Annotated in this window: 18 protein-coding genes; 9 read left to right on the forward strand and 9 right to left on the reverse strand. The window is 72.2% G+C overall.

Annotated features, from left to right (window positions below):
- The 5 genes from pntB to ACZ56V_RS10350 form a co-directional block, all read right to left on the reverse strand.
- On the reverse strand, positions 1-1,461 hold the full coding sequence (gene pntB, locus ACZ56V_RS10330) for a Re/Si-specific NAD(P)(+) transhydrogenase subunit beta (RefSeq protein ID WP_468940918.1): 1,461 nt from the start codon (positions 1,459-1,461) through the stop codon (positions 1-3).
- Complete coding sequence (locus ACZ56V_RS10335) at positions 1,458-3,032, reverse strand: Re/Si-specific NAD(P)(+) transhydrogenase subunit alpha (protein ID WP_468940921.1); 1,575 nt, start codon at positions 3,030-3,032, stop codon at positions 1,458-1,460. The genes pntB and ACZ56V_RS10335 overlap by 4 nt, the downstream gene beginning before the upstream one ends.
- A gap of 160 nt (positions 3,033-3,192) precedes the next feature.
- A complete protein-coding gene (locus ACZ56V_RS10340; RefSeq protein WP_398909724.1) occupies positions 3,193-3,756 on the reverse strand; it encodes a TetR/AcrR family transcriptional regulator in 564 nt (187 codons plus the stop codon).
- 49 nt (positions 3,757-3,805) lie between these two features.
- Positions 3,806-5,197 (reverse strand): amidase, encoded by a 1,392-nt coding sequence (locus ACZ56V_RS10345; protein ID WP_467379207.1) that lies wholly within the window; start codon positions 5,195-5,197, stop codon positions 3,806-3,808.
- A complete protein-coding gene (locus ACZ56V_RS10350) occupies positions 5,184-5,393 on the reverse strand; it encodes a hypothetical protein (protein ID WP_467379208.1) in 210 nt (69 codons plus the stop codon). The genes ACZ56V_RS10345 and ACZ56V_RS10350 overlap by 14 nt, the downstream gene beginning before the upstream one ends.
- Positions 5,394-5,562: 169 nt before the next feature.
- Between ACZ56V_RS10350 and ACZ56V_RS10355 the strand changes: the two genes are divergently transcribed.
- A complete protein-coding gene (locus tag ACZ56V_RS10355; RefSeq protein WP_467379209.1) occupies positions 5,563-6,486 on the forward strand; it encodes an MBL fold metallo-hydrolase in 924 nt (307 codons plus the stop codon).
- A 26-nt stretch (positions 6,487-6,512) separates the two neighbouring features.
- A complete protein-coding gene (locus ACZ56V_RS10360) occupies positions 6,513-7,082 on the forward strand; it encodes a GNAT family N-acetyltransferase (RefSeq protein WP_468940926.1) in 570 nt (189 codons plus the stop codon).
- On the opposite strand, the gene ACZ56V_RS10365 is transcribed toward ACZ56V_RS10360, so the two are convergent.
- Positions 7,075-7,755 carry a TetR/AcrR family transcriptional regulator gene (locus tag ACZ56V_RS10365; protein WP_467379211.1) on the reverse strand — a complete coding sequence of 227 codons (681 nt, stop codon included), beginning with the start codon at positions 7,753-7,755 and terminating at the stop codon, positions 7,075-7,077. The two genes, ACZ56V_RS10360 and ACZ56V_RS10365, sit on opposite strands and share 8 nt — an antisense overlap.
- A gap of 53 nt (positions 7,756-7,808) precedes the next feature.
- On the opposite strand from ACZ56V_RS10365, the gene ACZ56V_RS10370 reads away from it, so the two are divergent.
- Positions 7,809-8,930, forward strand: a complete 1,122-nt coding sequence (locus tag ACZ56V_RS10370; protein WP_467379212.1) for an FAD-dependent oxidoreductase — start codon at positions 7,809-7,811, stop codon at positions 8,928-8,930.
- Positions 8,931-8,963: 33 nt separating this feature from the next.
- Here the strand turns inward: ACZ56V_RS10370 and ACZ56V_RS10375 are convergent, their stop codons facing one another.
- Complete coding sequence (locus ACZ56V_RS10375) at positions 8,964-10,442, reverse strand: FAD-dependent monooxygenase (protein ID WP_467379213.1); 1,479 nt, start codon at positions 10,440-10,442, stop codon at positions 8,964-8,966.
- A 281-nt stretch (positions 10,443-10,723) separates the two neighbouring features.
- On the opposite strand from ACZ56V_RS10375, the gene ACZ56V_RS10380 reads away from it, so the two are divergent.
- The 4 genes from ACZ56V_RS10380 (at position 10,724) to ACZ56V_RS10395 (ending at position 14,615) form a co-directional block, all read left to right on the forward strand.
- Positions 10,724-11,317 (forward strand): dihydrofolate reductase family protein, encoded by a 594-nt coding sequence (locus ACZ56V_RS10380; protein WP_468940931.1) that lies wholly within the window; start codon positions 10,724-10,726, stop codon positions 11,315-11,317.
- A 120-nt stretch (positions 11,318-11,437) separates the two neighbouring features.
- Positions 11,438-12,574 (forward strand): PQQ-dependent sugar dehydrogenase, encoded by a 1,137-nt coding sequence (locus ACZ56V_RS10385; RefSeq protein ID WP_468941625.1) that lies wholly within the window; start codon positions 11,438-11,440, stop codon positions 12,572-12,574.
- A 54-nt stretch (positions 12,575-12,628) separates the two neighbouring features.
- The gene (manD, locus tag ACZ56V_RS10390; RefSeq protein ID WP_356369950.1) at positions 12,629-13,870 is read left to right on the forward strand and encodes a D-mannonate dehydratase ManD; all 1,242 of its coding nucleotides are present in this window, start codon (positions 12,629-12,631) and stop codon (positions 13,868-13,870) included.
- A 70-nt stretch (positions 13,871-13,940) separates the two neighbouring features.
- A complete protein-coding gene (locus ACZ56V_RS10395) occupies positions 13,941-14,615 on the forward strand; it encodes a histidine phosphatase family protein (protein ID WP_398909708.1) in 675 nt (224 codons plus the stop codon).
- Here the strand turns inward: ACZ56V_RS10395 and ACZ56V_RS10400 are convergent.
- Together ACZ56V_RS10400 and ACZ56V_RS10405 are read right to left on the reverse strand one after the other, a co-directional pair.
- Positions 14,599-16,488 (reverse strand): LamG-like jellyroll fold domain-containing protein, encoded by a 1,890-nt coding sequence (locus tag ACZ56V_RS10400; protein WP_468940936.1) that lies wholly within the window; start codon positions 16,486-16,488, stop codon positions 14,599-14,601. The genes ACZ56V_RS10395 and ACZ56V_RS10400 overlap by 17 nt on opposite strands.
- Positions 16,489-16,655: 167 nt before the next feature.
- Positions 16,656-17,030 (reverse strand): helix-turn-helix transcriptional regulator, encoded by a 375-nt coding sequence (locus ACZ56V_RS10405; protein WP_398909704.1) that lies wholly within the window; start codon positions 17,028-17,030, stop codon positions 16,656-16,658.
- A 115-nt stretch (positions 17,031-17,145) separates the two neighbouring features.
- Here ACZ56V_RS10405 and ACZ56V_RS10410 point away from each other — a divergent pair, with 115 nt between their 5' ends.
- Both ACZ56V_RS10410 and ACZ56V_RS10415 read left to right on the forward strand, forming a co-directional pair.
- Positions 17,146-17,529, forward strand: coding sequence for an STAS domain-containing protein (locus ACZ56V_RS10410; RefSeq protein WP_398909702.1), 384 nt, complete (start codon positions 17,146-17,148; stop codon positions 17,527-17,529).
- A 191-nt stretch (positions 17,530-17,720) separates the two neighbouring features.
- Positions 17,721-18,554, forward strand: a complete 834-nt coding sequence (locus ACZ56V_RS10415; protein ID WP_356369963.1) for a PIG-L family deacetylase — start codon at positions 17,721-17,723, stop codon at positions 18,552-18,554.
- Positions 18,555-18,558 lie beyond the last annotated feature (4 nt).

Raw genomic sequence — 18,558 nt, forward strand, 5'->3', positions numbered from 1 at the left:
TCACCGCATCGCCGTCACCCCCCGCGCGGGGGCCGCGGGCCCTGGTCCGGTACCGGGGCCGAGGGCCTCCAGGATCGCCTCGACGCTCTGCTTGGCGTCGCCGAAGAGCATCCCGCTGTTCTCCCGGAAGAACAGCGGGTTCTGCACGCCCGCGTAGCCGGAGGCCATCGAGCGCTTGAAGACGACGACCTGCTCCGCCTCCCAGACCCGCAGCACGGGCATACCCGCGATCGGACTGGCGGGGTCCTCCGTCGCCGAGGGGTTGACCGTGTCGTTCGCACCGATGACCAGCACGACCGAGGTGTCCGCGAAGTCGTCGTTGATCTCGTCCATCTCCAGGACGATGTCGTACGGCACCTTCGCCTCGGCCAGCAGCACGTTCATGTGCCCGGGCAGCCGCCCGGCGACGGGGTGGACGCCGAAACGCACCTCGACCCCGCGCTCGCGCAGCCGCCGGGTCAGCTCCGCGACCGGATGCTGGGCCTGCGCCACGGCCATGCCGTAACCGGGAGTGATCACCACGGACCGTGCCCGCGCGAGCAGTTCGGCCGCCTCGTGCGCCCGTATCTCGCGGTGCTCGCCCTGCTCGTCCACGCCGCTCGGCGGGGCCTCGATGCCGAAGCCACCCGCGATGACGGAGAGGAAGGAACGGTTCATCGCCTGGCACATGATGTAGCTCAGATACGCACCGGAGGAACCGACCAGCGCCCCGGTGACGATGAGCAGGTTGTTGTCGAGCAGGAAACCGGCCGCGGCCGCGGCCCAGCCGGAGTAGCTGTTGAGCATCGAGACGACCACGGGCATGTCGCCACCGCCGATGGAGGCCACCAGATGCCAGCCCAGGGCGAGCGCCAGCACCGTGACCGCCACCATCAGCGGGAGGCCAGGACTGACGGTGAACCAGACCGTCAGCACCGCGAACACCGCCAGCGCGCCCAGGTTGAGCGCGTTCTTGCCGGGCAGTGTCAGCGGCCGGGACTCGATCCGCGCGGACAGCTTCAGGTACGCGACCACCGAGCCGGTGAAGGTGACCGCGCCGATGAAGACACCGATGAACACCTCGGCGTGGTGGATGCCGATCAGATCGGCGGCGATCCGGCCCCGCGAGCCGTGGGCCTCGACCTCCAGGTAGCTGTTCCAGCCGACCAGGACGGCCGCGAGGCCGACGAAGCTGTGCAGCACCGCGATCAGTTCGGGCATCTGCGTCATCTCCACGCGCCGCGCCCGCCACAGGCCCAGCGCGGCGCCGATCACCATGGCGAGCAGGATCAGCGCGACCGGCCCGGCGGAGACGCTCCGTGCCGAGACCACGACGGTGGCGACCAGGGCGAGGGCCATCCCCACGATGCCGTAGACGACGCCGGCGCGTGACGTCCGGTGCTGGGACAGACCGGCGAGGCTGAGGACGAACAGCAGGGCGGCCACCAGGTCGGCGGCGCGGGAGGCGGTCATGGACGTCATCGGGGCTCGCCTCTCGAGAACATGGACAGCATGCGGCGGGTGACGGCGAAACCGCCGAAGATGTTCACGCTGGTCAGCAGGATCGCCACGGCGGACAGCACGGTGACGAGCGCGCTCTCGTGCCCGATCTGCACGAGGGCACCGATCACCACGATCCCCGAGATGGCGTTGGTCACCGACATCAGCGGGGTGTGCAGGGAGTGGTGGACCTTGCCGATCACGTAGTAGCCGATGACCACCGCCAGCGCGAACACCGTGAAGTTCTCGGCCAGTTGGGCGGGTGCGAAGGCGACCAGCAGGAAGGTCGCCAGCATGCCGAGGCCGATCAGGCCGAAGCGCCCCGCCGGGGTGGTCCCGGACGGCTTCGCGCCCACCGGTGCGGCGGGGGACGCCGCCTCCGGCGCGGTCGAGGGCGGGGCGGCCGACACGGGCACCGGAGGGGGTGGCCAGGTGACCGTGCCCGCGCGGACCACGGTCACGGTCCGCTGCACCACGTCGTCGAAGTCGATGACGAGCCGGCCGTCCTTGCCGGGGGTGAGCAGCCGCAGCAGGTTGGCCAGGTTGGTGCCGAACAGCTGTGACGCCTGGGCGGGCAGCCGGGACGCCAGGTCCGTGTAGCCGATGACGGTCACGCCGTTGTCGGTCACCACGCTCCGGCCAGGGACGGTCCCCTCCACGTTGCCGCCCTGCGCGGCGGCCATGTCGACGATGACACTGCCCGGCCTCATCGCCGCCACGTCGGCGGCGGTCATCAGGCGCGGGGCGGGCCGTCCGGGGATCAGCGCGGTGGTGACGACGACGTCCACGTCGCGGGCCTGCTCGTGGTAGAGCCGGGCCGCGGCACGGTCGTAGTCGGCCGACGTCGCCCTGGCGTAGCCGTCGGTGCTCTCCTCCTGCGCCACGTCAACCGCGAGGTACTCACCGCCCAAGGACCGCACCTGGTCGGCGACTTCGGGCCGGGGGTCGGTGGCGCGGACGATCGCGCCCAGACTGGAGGCGGCGCCGATGGCGGCGAGCCCCGCGACCCCGGCCCCGGCGACCAGGACCTTCGCCGGCGGTACCTTGCCCGCCGCCGTGACCTGGCCGGTGAAGAACCGCCCGAAGGTGTGGGCCGCCTCGATCACCGCCCGGTACCCGGCGATGTTCGCCATGGAGCTGAGCACGTCCATCGACTGCGCCCGCGAAATCCGCGGCACCGCGTCCAGGGCCAGCACCGTGACGTCACGCGCGGCGAGCGCCTCCAGCAACTCCGGCCGCTGCGCCGGTGCGACGAGCGCCACCAGTGTCGTGCCCGCGCGCAGCCGCGCGATCTCCTCGTCGGTCGGCGCGTTGACCTTGAGTACGACGTCCGCGGCCCAGGCCTCGCCGGGACTCGCCCCCGCCTCGGCGTACGCATCGTCACCGAACCCGGAGGCCGCGCCGGCTCCCGGCTCGACGACGACCTCGTAACCGAGGCCGAGCAGCAGGCGGACCGTCGAGGGCGTCGCGGCGACGCGTGTCTCCCCGGGCAAGGACTCGGCGACGACGCCGACGCGTTGAGGTGGGTGGTGAGCGGGTTGGTGTCCAGTCATGTCCAGTCTCTCGTCGAGGCGTTGTTGCCGGGTTCCGTACCCAGAGGAGGACGGCGTGGCACCGGGAACACGGATTCCGGACCGCCTCCGGCCACATCCCGGAGGAGGGCCGGAGGCGCGCGGGCGAGAGAGACGGCCGACGTCGCGCGGGCGCCCCCGGTCAGGGGCCGGTCCGCCCCAGGGTCTCCGCGACGAGCCGCCGCGCGTAGGCGGCGTCGAGCCCGTCCGGTCGGAAGAGGATGCGGTACATCAAGGGGGCGACGACGCGGTCCATGACGGTTTCGACATCGGGCGTGTCGTCCCCGCGTCCGGCCGCGCGGGCGAGCACGGTCCCGAGCTGCTCGGCGGCATAGGCGGAGCACTGGCCGGCGTTGCCGCCGTCCGGGTCGCCGAGCAGGGCGTCGCGGATGTAGGCGCGGCCGGTCGGGGAGGCCATCTCGTCGAGGAACTGCTCGGCCCAGGCCGTCAGGTCGGCGTACAGGGCGCCGTGGTCCTGGGGGGCGGTGTCGGGGCGGAGGCGCTCGACCGCGACGTCCGACAGCAGTTCCTGCAGGTCTCCCCAGCGCCGGTAGATCGTCGACGGTGTCACGCCCGCGCGCCGGGCGACCAGCGGTACGGTCAGGGCGTCCCGCCCCACCTCGGACGCCAGCTCGCGCACGGCGTCGTGCACCGCTGCCTGGACCCGGGCGCTGCGTCCGCCGGGACGCACCATCTGCCTGCTCATGACGGCCACCCTAAAGCACATTCATTGCGTCTAGGGGTTCGGTGCTCGTTCACGCGGCCTGCGGGAGCCCGCGGGCGGGCCGGGTCTGCTCGTAGGCGTGACCGGCCCGCAGGAGGACGCGTTCCCCGAGCGGTCGTCCGAGCAGCTGCATGCCGATGGGGAGCCCCGTCGTGTCGTGGCCGACCGGCAGGGACAGGGACGGCACGCCGGTGATGTTGGCGGGGGACGACAGGCGGACGTAGGCGTCGGACACGCCCTCGACCGTGCCGTCGGCCCAGGTGATCGTCTCCTGACCGGCCCTGACGGCGGTCGCCGGGACGCTGGGGGCGGCGATCAGGTCCACCTCCCGGAACATGGCCGCCCATTCCCGGCGCATGAGGGTGCGGGCGCGCTGGGCGCGGAGGTAGTCCCCGGCCGGCATCAGTTCGCCGGCCTCGAGCAGGATGCGGACGTCGGCCTGGTAGAGCTCGGGGACGGTGCGCAGCGTGCGCTCGTGGTAGGCGGTGGCCTCGGGCACCATCAGCCCCCACTGGGTGGCCTGGATGTAGCGGGTCATGGGGATCTCGACCTCGACGAGACGCGCCCCGAGTTCCTCGAGCCGGTCGATCGCGCCCCGGACGGCGGCTTCCACCTCCGGGTCGACGTGGTCGAAGTAGTAGGTGCGCGGCACGCCGACGCGCAGCCCGGTGAGGTCGGTGTCCGCGGCCGGCCGGTACCGCGCGGCGGGTGCGGCCAGGGAGGCGGGGTCACGGGGATCGTGTCCGGCCAGGGTGTCCAGGACCAGGGCGGCGTCCTCGACGGTGCGGGTGATCGGGCCGACGTGGTCCAGTGACCAGGACAGGGACGTGACGCCGTGCCGGGGGACGAGCCCGTACGTCGGTTTGAGGCCGACGACCCCGTTCAGCGCGGCGGGTACCCGGATCGACCCTCCGGTGTCGGTGCCCAGGGCGAAGGTGGCGGTACCCGCGGCCACGGCGACGGCGGACCCGCCGCTGGACCCGCCGGCCACCCGGCCGGTGTCCCACGCGTTGCTGGTCTGCGGCGTGGTCAGCCCGTAGGCGAACTCGTGGGTGTGGGTCTTGCCGACCAGGGCCGCGCCGGCCGCCTCCAGCCGGGCGGCGACGGTGCTGCTCGTCTCCGCGCGGTGGCCGGCGCGGACCCGCGAACTGGCCGACGTCGCGATGCCGGCGACATCGATGAGGTCCTTCAGACCCATCGGGATGCCGTGCAGCGGGCCGCGGTGGCGTCCGGCCGCGATGTCGTTCTCGGCCGCGCGCGCGGCCCGGCGGGTGTGCTCCGCGGTGACGGTGACGTAGGCCTGAAGGCGCGGCTCGGCCTGTCCGACGCGGTCCAGGACGGAGTCCACCAGCTCGACGGGGGACAGGCGCCGGGTCCGGACGGCGTCGGCGGCCGCGCTGAGGGTCAGTTCATACGGCTGCATCGTGCGTCTCCTCTTCCGCGCGGTAGGCGGGGGCGGGCGGGGTGTCGGCGAAGTCCAGCTCCCGCAGGACGGCGACGACGGAGTGGATGTGATGGGCGGTGGACGCGACCGCGGCATGGCGGTCCGCGGGCAACGGGAGCCCGGCGCGGGCGGCCCAGCGGGCCGCCTCCGGCGGGGTGGGTTCGGGGGAGGGCACGGACGTTCTCTCCTCGGGGCTGGGGAGGTGGGGCAGAACCAGACACTCAAAAGCTAAGTGTTTGCGTTAGGTGGACTGTAGGTCCTACTGTGCCTAAAGGCAAACAGATTGCGTTTAGCGTCGAGGGGCCCCGCGCCCGGCGACTGCACTCCGAAGGAAGCGACCGATCATGAGCACCGCTCCGTCCACCGACCAGACCGCCGTCCCGTACTGGACGGTGGGAGACGTCCGCGTGCACCGCGTCGACGAGGTCGCCCTGCCGGCCGCCACCGGGTCCTGGCTGCTGCCAGACGCCACCCCGGACCTCGTCGCCGGGCAGCCCTGGCTGCGTCCCCACTTCGCCGACGACGAGGGCACCCTGCGCATCGACAGCCACACCTTCGCGTTCACCGTCGGCGGGTCGCGCGTCCTGGTGGACACCGGCATCGGCAACGGCAAGGAGCGGGCCAACCCCGCCTGGCACGACCTGCGCACCGACTTCCTCCAGCGCCTCACCGCCGCCGGATTCCCCCCGGACTCCGTCGACCTGGTGATCCTCACCCACCTGCACGCCGACCACGTCGGCTGGAACACGCGGCGGGAGAACGGGACGTGGGTCCCCACCTTCCGCAACGCCCGCTATCTGACCTCCCGCACCGAGCGTGAGTTCTGGGCCGGGTACGCCATGGAGGAGGCGCGCAGGCAGATGTTCCGCGACTCCGTGTTCCCGGTGGAGGAGGCGGGGCTGCTCGACCTCGTCGACGTCCCCGCCGAAGGCCTGGAGACCGTCCCGGGCCTGCGCCTGATCCCCACTCCCGGGCACACGCCCGGCCATCTCGCCGTGGAGCTGACCAGCCGCGGCCGGACCGCCCTGATCACCGGGGACTGCATCCACCACCCCGTTCAGCTCGCCCACCCCGCCGTGGGAGCCTGCGTCGACATCGACCCCGAACGGTCCGAGACCTCCCGCCGCGAGCTGCTCGGCTCGCTCGCCGACACGGACACCCTCGTCCTGGGCACCCACTTCGCGCCGCCCACCGCCGGCCGTGTCGTCACCCACGAGGACACCTACCGGCTCCTGCCCGTCCCTGCCGGTACCGCCCGGCGCCGGTGAGGGCGGGCACGTCGTAGGTTCGTGCCATGACGAGCGTCGACGACACGGACTACGCGTACCGCACGGCCCGGCCCGAGGACGTCGAGGCCCTCCACGCGCTCGACGGGTCCTTCACCACCGGCACCGTCTTCCGGGTGACCGCCACCGAGGAAGGCTTCACCCTCCGGGAGATCCCGGTCGACCCGTCCGTGCGCAAGGTCTTCCCGCCCCGGGACGCCGATGACGCCGAGGGCCTCGCGACCGGGGACGACGGCGACAGCCGTACGTTCGTCGCCGTCGGGGCGGACGGCCGCCCGGTGGGCTTCGCCGCCGTGTCCTACGCCCCCTGGAACCGGCGGCTGACCGTCGAGGACATCGAGGTCGCTCCGGCCCACCGGGGCCGGGGTGTCGGCCGTGCCCTCATGGGCCACGCCGTCGACTTCGCCCGCGAGCGCGGGGCGGGCCACCTCTGGCTGGAGGTGACCAACCTCAACGCGCCGGCGATCCACGCCTACCGGCGTATGGGATTCCGCTTCTGCGGACTGGACACGGCGCTCTACGACGGCACACCCGCGTCGGGCGAACAGGCCCTCTTCATGGCGATGCCGCTCAGGTGAGTCTGGCGGCCACGGCGTCGAGCACCCAGTCAAGACCGGTCGCGAAGGACTCCCCGGCGTCCACGTGCGTGCCGTCGTGCACGGCCTTGGCCAGCGCAGGGAAGCGGCCCGTGGCCAGCATGCTCGTCACGTGGGGGCCACGGGCACGCTGCCACTCGGACTTGGACAGGCCCGTGGCGCGCTCGGCCCGCAGGTCCGCGATCTCGCGCCTGATCGCGCCGGTGAAGTAGGCGCCGACCGTCTCCACGGCGCGCATGACGGTGTCGACGTCGGCGAGGCCGTCGAGGGCGGCCAGTGTCGCCTCGGTCACGGCGAGGCCGTTCGGGCCAAGGGAGGGCCGGCCGCCGAGCAGATCGGCCAGCCAAGGGTGCCGCAGGGCGGCCTGCCGGGTGCGGTGGGCGAGGACGTACAGCGCCTCCCGCCAGTCACCGGGCCGCTCCTCGGGCAGGATCTCGGCGTACACCGCGTCCACCATGAGGTCGAACAGCTCGTCCTTGGTGGAGATGTAGCCGTACAGCCGCATCGGTCCGGCGTCCAGCCGGGCGGCGACCTTGCGCACGGACACCGCCGCCAGCCCGCCCTCGTCGGCGAGCGCGACCGCGGCGGCGACGATCCGCTCCCGGTCGAGCGGCACAGGGCGGTTCGGCGGCTCCGGCCGGTCCCAGACAGTCATGCCCCCACCGTACTGTTGCGATACACCGTAGACGAACAATACGGTGTATCGGCATGAGACAACGTATCGCCGTGGTCGGTGGCGGCCCCGCAGGACTCGCCTTCGCCCGCGTGCTGCACCGCCACGGCCATCCCGTCGCCGTCCTCGAACGCGACCCCGCCCCCGACGCCCGCCCCTCGGGCGGCACGCTCGACCTGCACGAAGGGCTGGGCCAACTGGCCCTGGACAAAGCGGGGCTGCTCGCGGAGTTCCAGGCGTTGTCCCGCCCCGAGGGGCAGGCCATGCGCATCCTTGACCCGGACGGGACCGTGCTGCGCGACTGGCGGCCGGGTCCGGACGACCGGGCCAATCCCGAGATCGACCGCGGGCAGCTCCGTGACCTGCTGCTCGGCCCCCTCGACGTCCGGTGGGGGCAGGGCGTGGCGCAGGTGGTGCCGGGGACCCGGGACGGCGTACGGGTCCACTTCGAGGACGGGCGGCAGGAGACGTACGACCTCGTGGTGGGCGCGGACGGCGCCTGGTCCCGCACCCGCCCGGCGGTCTCGTCGGTGACGCCGCACTACACCGGCGTCACCGCGATCGAGACCTCCCTGGAGGACGTCGACAACCGCCACCCCGACCTCGCCCGGCTGGTCGGCGACGGTTCCCTGGCCGTGTACGGCGCGAACCGGGCGATCGTCGCCCAGCGCGGCAGTGGCGGCCGCGTCAAGGCGTACGCCCAGTTCCGCGCGCCGCTGGACTGGCACATCCACCTGGACCCGACCGACGCCGAAGCCGTGCGGTCGGGCCTGCTGACCCTGTTCGACGGCTGGACCGCGCCCGTCCTCGACCTGCTGCGCCGCGGCACCGCCTTCGTCCACCGCCCGCTGCACGTGCTGCCCGTGTCCCACACCTGGACCCATGTCCCCGGGGTGACGCTCCTGGGCGACGCCGCCCATCTGATGCCTCCCCTGGGGGCGGGCGCGAACCTCGCCCTGCTGGAGGGCGCCGAACTCGCAGAGTCCCTCGCCACCGGTCCCGCGGATCCGGACGGGGCCGTCCGCGCCTTCGAGGAGCGGATGTGGGCACGGGCCGAACGGTGGGCGAGGATCACGGCGGACGGTCTGGAGCGCCTGGTGAGCCCGGACCCCGCCGCGGCCCTCGCCGTCTTCGACCAGGTCCAGCCGACCCGCTGAGCGGCGGCCTCACCGGCCGCCGCCGTGGTCGCGTCAGCCGGTGCGCCCGCCGAACCACCGGGAGAGGTGCCGCTCCAGCTCCTGCTGGTCGTCGCCGGTCCAGGCGACGTGGCCGTCCGGGCGCAGCAGCACGCACGGCACGTCCAGCGCCGCGGTGGGGTCCGCGAGGTGATCGACCCGGTCCGACCAGCCGCCGGCGGTCAGGCGTCCGGTGCGGTCCAGCAGCAGGCCGCGACCGCCGTGCAGCAGACCGTAGAGGCGGCCCTGCGCGGTCTCGATGTCCGGCAGGCGACGGCCGAGCAGGTCGGGGCCCTCGCCGAGGTCGTAACGGATGCCGGTCGCGGTGATCTTCTCGGTGAGGCGGCGGTTCACCTCGTCGATGTCCATCAGTTCGGTGAGCAGCCTGCGCACGGCCCGCGGGCCCGGCTCGGTCGAGTGCAGTTCCATCTGGGCACGGGTGTTGTCCAGCACGTCCGCGGCGACCGGACGGCGTTCGGCCTCGTAGGTGTCCAGCAGGGTGTCGGGCGCCCGGCCGCGGATCTGCGCGGCCAGTTTCCAGCCGAGGTTGAACGCGTCCTGAAGGCCCAGGTTGAGCCCCTGTCCGCCGGTGGGCGGATGGATGTGCGCCGCGTCACCGGCCAGCAGTACCCGGCCGATCCGATAGTGCTCGGCCAGCCGGGTGGCGTCCCCGAACCGGGACAGCCAGCGCGGGGAGTGCACGCCGAAATCGGTACCGGCGACAGCACGCAGCTGCTGCTTGAAATCGTCGAGGGTGGGCGGTTCCGCGCGGTCGCCGAATCCATCGGCGGGGACCACGACGCTGTAGACCTCCGCGCCGAAGGGCCGCAGCCAGAACCGCTGCTGGGTCGCGCGGACCCGGGCCACCACGGCGGCGATCTCCTCCGGTGGCACACCCACTTCCATCTCGCCCATCAGCGTCTCGTTCCGCGAGGGCTCGCCCGGGAAGCCGACACCCAGCAGTTTGCGCACCGTACTGCGCCCGCCGTCACAGCCGACGAGATGGCGCGCACGCAGCCGTTCGCCGTCGGCCAGCTCCACGGTGACGCCCTCGTCGTCCTGCTGGAAACCGGCGACCGCGCCCCCGCGCCGGACCCGCGCGCCCAGGGCGACCGCGTGTTCTTCGAGGAGCCGGACGACGACCGGCTGCGGGATGCCCAGCAGATAGGCGTACGAGGAGTCCGCGCCCGCGGGTGCGGGCGCGGGGAGGGCGGCGAAGAGCCCGCCGACCGGACGCCGTCTGCCGTGCTGGAGGAGGCGGTCCAGCAGTCCGCGCATGGCCATCAGCTCGATGCTGCGCATGTGCAGAGCGACGATGCGGACGAACGACACGGGTTCGGTGTCCTTCTCCAGAACGAGTACCCGCACATCGTGCAGCCGCAGTTCGGCGGCCAGCATCGCGCCGGTCGGTCCGCAACCGGCGATGATCACATCGAAGTCGTGCTCGGCCGTGTCGTCCGACGACGGCTCGGCGGTGAACTGCCCAGAGTCCATGGATGTTGCCCTTCGGGAGTGCCTTGTGGTCGAGGCGCTCCCGGCGACACCCGCGTCAGTCGCCGGCCATGACGGGAAGGGGAAGCGCCCACGTCGATACAGCGTTCATGGGTCTCACCTCCTCGGGCGGTGTCACGGTCCACCGCAAGCTACCGGTGCGGGCGTCACCCCGTCCAATCCTTTTCGATGACTTTCGGGCCCGACGCCGGTCGTATCCGGTAGGCACACCTACACCCGGCACATCCGGCGCCCGGCACAGCTGCCGCAGGAGGGACAGACCGATGTCATCAAGCCTCATGGTCGACTTCATCATCTCGCTCGACGGGTACGCGTCCGCGGAGGGCTGGCCCGGATTCTGGGGCATGGAGGGCCCCGAGTACCTCGCGTGGCTCGACGGGGACGCCGAGAAGCAGCACACCAGCCTCATGGGCGCCACGACGTACCGGCTGATGTCGGGGTTCGCCCGCGAGATGTCCGGCGATCCCGGGTTCGCCTGGCTGACCGAGATGCCCAAGGTGGTGTTCTCCTCGACCCTCCGCTCCCCGTTGTCCTGGGACAACACGCAACTGGTCCCGGACGACGCCGTACCGGCCGTGCGGGAGATGAAACGGGACGGGACGCGGCCCCTGCGCACCCTCGGCAGTCTCAGCCTGAGCCGGTCGCTGCTCGAAGCCGGTCTGGTCGACCGCTTCCGCGTGGTCGTCTTCCCCGTCATCACCGGCGCGACCGGCAGGGAGCGGATCTTCGACGCGTACCCGGACATCACCCTCGACCTCGTCGAGAGCCGCACCTTCGACGGCCGGCTCCAGTTGCTGGAGTACGTCCCCACGATCCTGGACGGGCCGCCCCCGGCCGGCGGCCGGGACGAGTCCTAGACGGCCCCAACTCGGCCGGAAGAAGCGTGCATTGGTCTGGGCCAGAATGCCGTGGCCCCATATTCTCGGTGGTGGCCGGCGACGGAACTTCCCCCCACTCACCGCCTCCGGGAGGCCATGGTGAACGTTCGCACCCGCATATCGGCGATCATCGGCACGCTGGGACTCGTCGGGTCCCTGGCCCTGGCCACGGCATCCGCCGACGAGTCCCGCGCCCCCGGCGGCGCGGCGCAGGTCGTGCTGACCGAGGTGGCCCGGGCCGAGAACCCGACGGCCGGAGCCGCGGGACCGAAGGACACGGTGTGGATCGCCGAACGCGCGGGCACCGTCCGGGTCCTCGACGGCGACGGACTCGGCGAACCCGTGCTCGACATCTCCGACGAGACCACCACCGACGGCGAACGCGGCCTGCTCGGCATGGCGTTCGACAAGGACTTCGCGCACCTCTACCTCTCCTACACCGACCTCCGGGGCACCAGCACCATCGACGAGTTCGCCGTCCAGGACGGCACGGTCCAGGAGGACACCCGGCGTACCGTCCTCACCCAGGAGCAGCCCGAGTCCAACCACAACGGCGGCGACATCAAGTTCGGCCCCGACGGCCACCTCTACATCGCGTTCGGCGACGGAGGGGGCGGCGGTGACCCCGAGGGCAACGGCCAGCGGCTGGACACCCTGCTCGGCAAGCTGCTGCGGATCGACCCCCAGGGCGGCGACCCGTACGCGATCCCGGAGGACAACCCCTTCGCCGGCGCCCCGGGCGCCAGGGGCGAGATCTGGGCGTACGGGCTGCGCAACCCGTGGCGGTTCTCCTTCGACGCCGACTCGGGCGACCTGCTGATCGCCGACGTCGGGCAGAGCGACTGGGAGGAGATCGACTGGGCGCCCGCGAGCAGCTCCGGCGGCGAGAACTACGGCTGGTCGCGGATGGAGGGCACGCACCCCTTCCGCGGCGCCACCGAGCCGGCGAACCACGTTCCGCCGATCCACGAGTACGACCGCACCGGCCTCGGCTGCTCGGTCACCGGCGGCTACGTGTACCGCGGCGAGGCGATCGCGGACCTCGAGGGGCAGTACGTCTACAGCGACTACTGCGACGGCACCCTGCGCTCCCTGGAGATCGAGAACGGCGAGGCGACCGCCGAGCACGACCTCGGGGTGAACGGCGGAGAGGTCGTGTCCTTCGCCCAGGGCGGCGACGGCGAGCTGTACGTCCTCGCCATCGGGGGTACGGTTTCCCGCGTCGACCCGGCGTGATCACGGCACCGGCCTGACCACCCGGGCTCGCGTCTCGGAAGGAGCACCGCCCCCGTGAAGATCACCGCTGCCGATGTCGTCGTCACCAGCCCAGGGCGCAACTTCGTCACCCTGCGCATCACCACCGAGGACGGACTCACCGGCCTCGGCGACGCCACCCTCAACGGACGTGAACTGGCCGTCGAGGCCTACCTGCGCGAGCACGTGGCCCCCTTGCTGCTCGGGCGGGACGCGCACGCCATCGAGGACACCTGGCAGTACCTGTACCGGGGCGCGTACTGGCGCCGGGGCCCGGTCACCATGGCGGCCGTCGCCGCCGTGGACACCGCGCTGTGGGACATCAAGGGCAAGGCGGCGGGCATGCCCGTGTACCAACTCCTGGGCGGTGCCTGCCGCACGGGCGCCCTGGCCTACGGCCACGCCTCCGGCCGGGACATACCCGAACTGCTCGACTCGGTGCGCGAGCACCTGGCGGACGGCTTCCGGGCCGTCCGCATCCAGAGCGGCATCCCCGGCCTCGACTCCGTGTACGGCGTCGCCGCCTCCGCCGCGGGTGGCGGGGACCGCTACGACTACGAGCCCGCCCGTCGTACCGGCACCGGCCACCCGCGTCCCACCGAGGAGACCTGGGACACCCGCGCCTACCTGCGCCACATGCCCACCGTGTTCGAAGCCGTCCGGCACACCTTCGGCCCCGAACTCCCGCTGCTGCACGACGGACACCACCGCATGACACCCATCCAGGCGGCGCGGCTCGGCAAGGACCTGGAACCCTACGACCTCTTCTGGCTGGAGGACGCGACACCGGGCGAGGACCAGCGGGCACTGCGGCTGATCCGGGAGCACACCACCACACCCCTGGCCATCGGGGAGGTCTTCAACTCCGTCCACGACTACACCACGCTGCTCCAGGAACGGCTGATCGACTACGTCCGCTCGGCGGTGACCCACACCGGCGGCATCACCGCCGTACGCAAACTGCTCGACATGGCCGCCGTGTACGGCATCAGGTCCGGCATGCACGGCCCGACCGACATCTCACCCGTGGGCATGGCGGCCGCCCTCCACCTCGACCTCGCCGTGCACAACTTCGGCATCCAGGAGTACATGCGGCACGCTCCCCGGACGCTGGAGGTCTTCCGCACCTCCTACCGCTTTGAGGACGGTCTCCTGCACCCCGGCGACGCCCCCGGCCTCGGGGTCGAACTCGACGACGAGGCCGCGGCCCGCTTCCCCTACGAGCCCGCCTACCTGCCCGTGAACCGCCTCGGGGACGGCACGGTGCACGACTGGTGAGGCCCGGGACTCCCGTGGCGCGTGGCAGAGTGGAGGCGCCCCCCGTCGTCCCGCAGAAGGTCCCCGTCGCATGCGTCTGCTGCTCATCAGGCACGGCCAGACCCCGTCCAACCTCAAGCACCTCCTGGACACCGCCGAGCCGGGCCCCGGTCTGACCGCCCTCGGCCAGGAACAGGCGGCGGCGCTGCCCGACGCGCTGGCGTCCGAGAAGATCGACGCGCTGTACGCGTCGACGCTCGTGCGTACGCAGCTGACCGCCGCCCCGCTGGCCTCGGCGACCGGACTGGAGGTCCGGATCCGGGCCGGTATCCGGGAGCTGACCGCCGGCGACCTGGAAATGCGGGGCGACGATGACGCGGCGCACACCTACATGCACACCGCGTTCGCCTGGTCCGCCGGGGACGTGCGGCTGCGGATGCCCGGGGGCGAGAACGGGGTGGAGGCACTCGCCCGGTTCGACGCCGTCGTCGCCGAGGCCCACGAAAGCGGTGCGCAGACCGCGGCGCTGGTCAGCCACGGCGCCGCGATCCGCATGTGGGTCGCGGCGCGCGCCGACAACGTGGACGTCGACCACGCCAGGCAGCACCCCCTGGCGAACACCGGGATCGTCATCCTCTCCGGCTCGCCCGACCAGGGATGGCGAGCGCTGCTCTGGGAGGGCGAGTCCCTGGGACCCGTGCCCCTCACGCCGGGTCCGAACGACCCCACGGGAGCCGCCGTGACGGAATTCAGCCGAGGGGAGTGAGGAACTCCCGCACCGGCAGTGGCCGTCCGACGATCCGGGTGTCGCCCAGCCAGCCGTAGAAGCCCTGCCCGAACCGTTCGTCGAACTGCGTGCCGCCCAGGACGAAGGGCTTGCCGAGGGTCGCGATGCCGGTCGAGGGCTGCGTGGGATTGCGCGCGATCTTCGAGCCGTCCACGTACATCACCGTGCGGCGGCCGTCGTTGACGACGGCGATGTGCATCCAGCGCCCGACCGGCACCGCGTGGCTCCACGACGTGGGGTCGGCGTCCTGGCGGTGCGGGTAGACCACGAACTGGAGGAACCGCTCGGGGGAGAGGTTGAGGCTGCACGTCGGCTCCAGCGGGGACCAGCCGGTCGTCTTGCCCGCGTCGCCGTTGCGGCCCTCCCAGCTGAGGATGCCCATCCAGTCGTGGTTGCCCTCGAACGGCTCGGGCAGCCGGACGAAGGTCTCGATGGTGTACCCGCGCGGGAACTTCTCGCTGTTCAGGGCCGCCCCGTCGGCGGTGCTGAGGACGGCGCCGCGGTCCGGGTCCTCACCGCCGTCGAAGCGGAGGCTGGCGTGCGCGGGCTGACCGCGGTGGTGGTCGGGCGACCAGGTGAGCGCGTCGGCGCCACTGGCGTGCAGTCGGCGCACCGTCAGGTCGTTGCCGCGGCCGGTCAGGTCCTTGACCACGGTGCCGTCGGCCAGGGGCGCACCCTGCCGCTGGGCCGCGTCGGTCCCGGTCGCGTCGAAGCGCCAGTAGGCGAGCGTGCCGCGGGGCATCACGGCCCGGGCCGGCCGGGGCTTCGGCACGGGCCGGGGCGCGAAGCCGGCGAACCGCTCCTCGAAGTCGACGGTGAGCGTGAACCGGTCGGCGGGACCGGTGAGTTCGAGTGTCTCGGCCGCCAGCGGGGAACGGTCCGCGGGGTCCCGGGCGAGGAACCAGGGCGAGAACGTCTCCACGTCGACGACCCCGCGCACCAGGTCGAAGCCGTAGGTGCGGATCATGCCCGCGCCGCCGTAGTAGCGGTCCTGGTAGTTGGTGATGTGGACGTGGACGTCGTGCCCGGCGTCATTGGTCAGCACCGTGCGGCCGGGGGGCCAGTAGTGCCCGCCCAGCGCCAGGAAGATCTGGTCGTTGCCCTTGATCAGGCCGTCCCACAGACGTCGGCCGTGGTCGGACAGCCTGGCCTCGCCGTCGTCCCCGGACCAGGCGATGTCGTGCGTGGTCAGTACCGCCGGCAGGGTCGGGTGCCGGTCGAGCACCCCCTGCGCCCACGCCAGTCCCCGGTCGGAGACCCGCCAGTCCAGGGCGAGAACGAGCCACTGCCGGCCCCCGGCCCGCAGGACGTGGTAGCTGTTGTAGCCGTCCGGCGAGGCACCGCCGAACGTCGGCATGGACCGGTAGCGGTCGGGCCCGAACGCGGAGAGGTAGGCGGAGGCGCCCCGCTGGTCGTCGGTGGACGACCGGATGTCGTGGTTGCCCGCCAGCACGCTGTACGGGACCCGGCCGTGCAGGACGCGGAAGGCGTCGGCCGCGAGCCCGATCTCGTCCTCGGTGCCGTGCTCGGTCACGTCGCCGAGGTGCGTCATGAACGCGATGTTGGCCGCGGCCCGCTCGGTGACGAGGTGGCGGAACGTCGCCCGCAGCGGGGCCGGATCGGCGCTGTCGGCATCGAACAGGTACTGGGTGTCGGGCAGCACCGCCAGCGCGAACCGCGGACTGTTGGCGTCGAACCGGCCTCCGGACCACCCGGCCGCCTCGGCCGCTCCCGCCGGAACGGTACCCGTACCGGCGACCACGGCACCGGCCGCCGGTACGGCCACCGCCGCCCGCAACACCACACGTCTGTCGGGATGACGGCGACCACTGCTCTGTCCCTCTGTGCTCATCGGGGCTCCACGGACCGGGTGACGGAAGGGGGTCAGCCCGCATGCTGCTCACCCGCGCCGACCGCCCGATGGCGCCGAGCTGAACGCCGCCTGCCCGACGGTGGGCGACACGGGTCCGCGGCCGGCGGCGGCCGTGGAACTCGCCGCCGGGGACGGGGACCCCCGCCCTACCCTCGGCCCTCCCGGCGAAGGGTGGTGCCGCCGACCGGCCTGGACGGGACGCTTCCGTGCCGTCCGCGGTCGGTCTCGTCCTGTACGAGCAGGGAGAGGAGCGAGGCCACGGTCAGGCCCGCCTCGGCGGGGTGGCGCAGGACCCGGTCCGGCTGGATGCGGTAGGTGTTGGTGCGCCCGTCCCGGGTGTGGGAGAGGTAGCCGTCCTGCTCCAGGTCGGAGATGATCCGCTGGACGGCCCGCTCGGTGAGCCGGCAGCGGACGGCGATGTCACGGATCCGGATGTTCGGGTTGTCTGCGATGGCCGCCAGCACCCGCGCGTGGTTGGTGACGAACGTCCATCCGGTGTGAGATTCAGGTACTTCCACCATGCGCTGCATTCTACGGAGCACCTTGCGTGAAACCAGATACGTGACATACATTTCGTGCTACAGGCTGCGTGCATCGGTGGGGCCCGCGTGCGGGAGACACAGGAAGGACCCGAAGGTGTCTTGGCATGAGGCGGTCACAGGGCGCACGGGCGAGGCCGACGCCGCCCCGCCGCAGGGCTTGGACCAGGTCACGGTGGACCAGTACGCGTGGCCCGGCGCCTGGGTCGTCGCCGCGCGAGGCGCGTGCGACCTGAGTTCGATCGGCCCCCTGGCGGAAGCGCTGGGTATCGCGGCGCAGGAGCATGCGAAGGTCGTTCTGGACGCTTCCGGCATCGCCTTCGCCGACTCGAGTCTGGTGAACCTGCTGGTCCTCACCCGCCGAGCGGCCGACCTCCGCGTGGCCGCGCCGCCGCAGCAGTTGCGGCGCCTCCTGGAGATCACCGGAGTCGACGAGATCATCGAGGTGCGGGCGACGGTGGACGAAGCGGCGGCCTGCTAGAACTCCTGCCGCGGCAGTCCCCGTCCGGTCACCGGACCCGCCGCCGATGCCCGGGCGGGTCACCGTCGCGGTCGGGAACAGCGGCACCGGCCCCCGCTGTTGCAAGGGCGGAGGGCGGGCGCCGTTTCCCGGGACCGCCGTGCCCCCGCCGTACTCGGAGCGAGACGTATGCCTGCAGGAGGACTCTTTTCATGACGAACCGACCCTTGACGCTCATGGCCGTGCACGCCCATCCCGACGACGAGGCCACCGGAACCGGCGGGGTGCTGGCCCGGTATGCGGCGGAGGGCGTCCGCACGGTACTCGTGACGTGTACCGACGGCGGTTGCGGTGACGGACCGGGGGGCGTCAAGCCGGGCGAGCCGGGGCACGACCCGGCGGCCGTCGCACTGATGCGCCGTCAGGAGCTCGAGGAGAGCTGCGAGGTCCTGAAGATCAGTGATCTGGAGATGCTGGACTACGCCGACTCCGGAATGGTGGGCTGGCCGAGCAACGACGCCCCGGGGTCCTTCTGGCGTACCCCGGTCGAGGAGGGCGCCGCGAGGCTCGCGGAACTCATGCGGCACTACCGGCCCGATGTGGTCGTCACCTACGACGAGAACGGCTTCTACGGCCATCCCGACCACATTCAGGCCCACCGCATCACGATGGCGGCCCTGGAGATGACGGAGCTGACGCCGAAGGTGTACTGGACGACGATGCCCCGCTCGATGATGCAGCGGTTCGGCGAGACCATGCGCGAGTTCGGTGAGGACATGCCGGAGCCGGACCCCGCCGAGGCCGCCGCGATGGCCGAGATCGGGCTCCCCGACGACGAGATCACCACCTGGGTCGACACCACCGCGTTCAGCGGTCAGAAGTTCGACGCGCTGGCCGCGCACGCCAGCCAGGGCGAGAACATCTTCTTCCTCAGGATGGGCAAGGAGAGGTTCGGTGAGCTGATGGGCACGGAGACCTTCGTCCGGGTCCGGGACACCACCGGCGCGGCCGTACCGGAGAACGACCTCTTCGCCGGACTGCGCTGACCCG

The sequence above is a fragment of the Streptomyces sp. NPDC034099 genome (assembly GCF_055575415.1).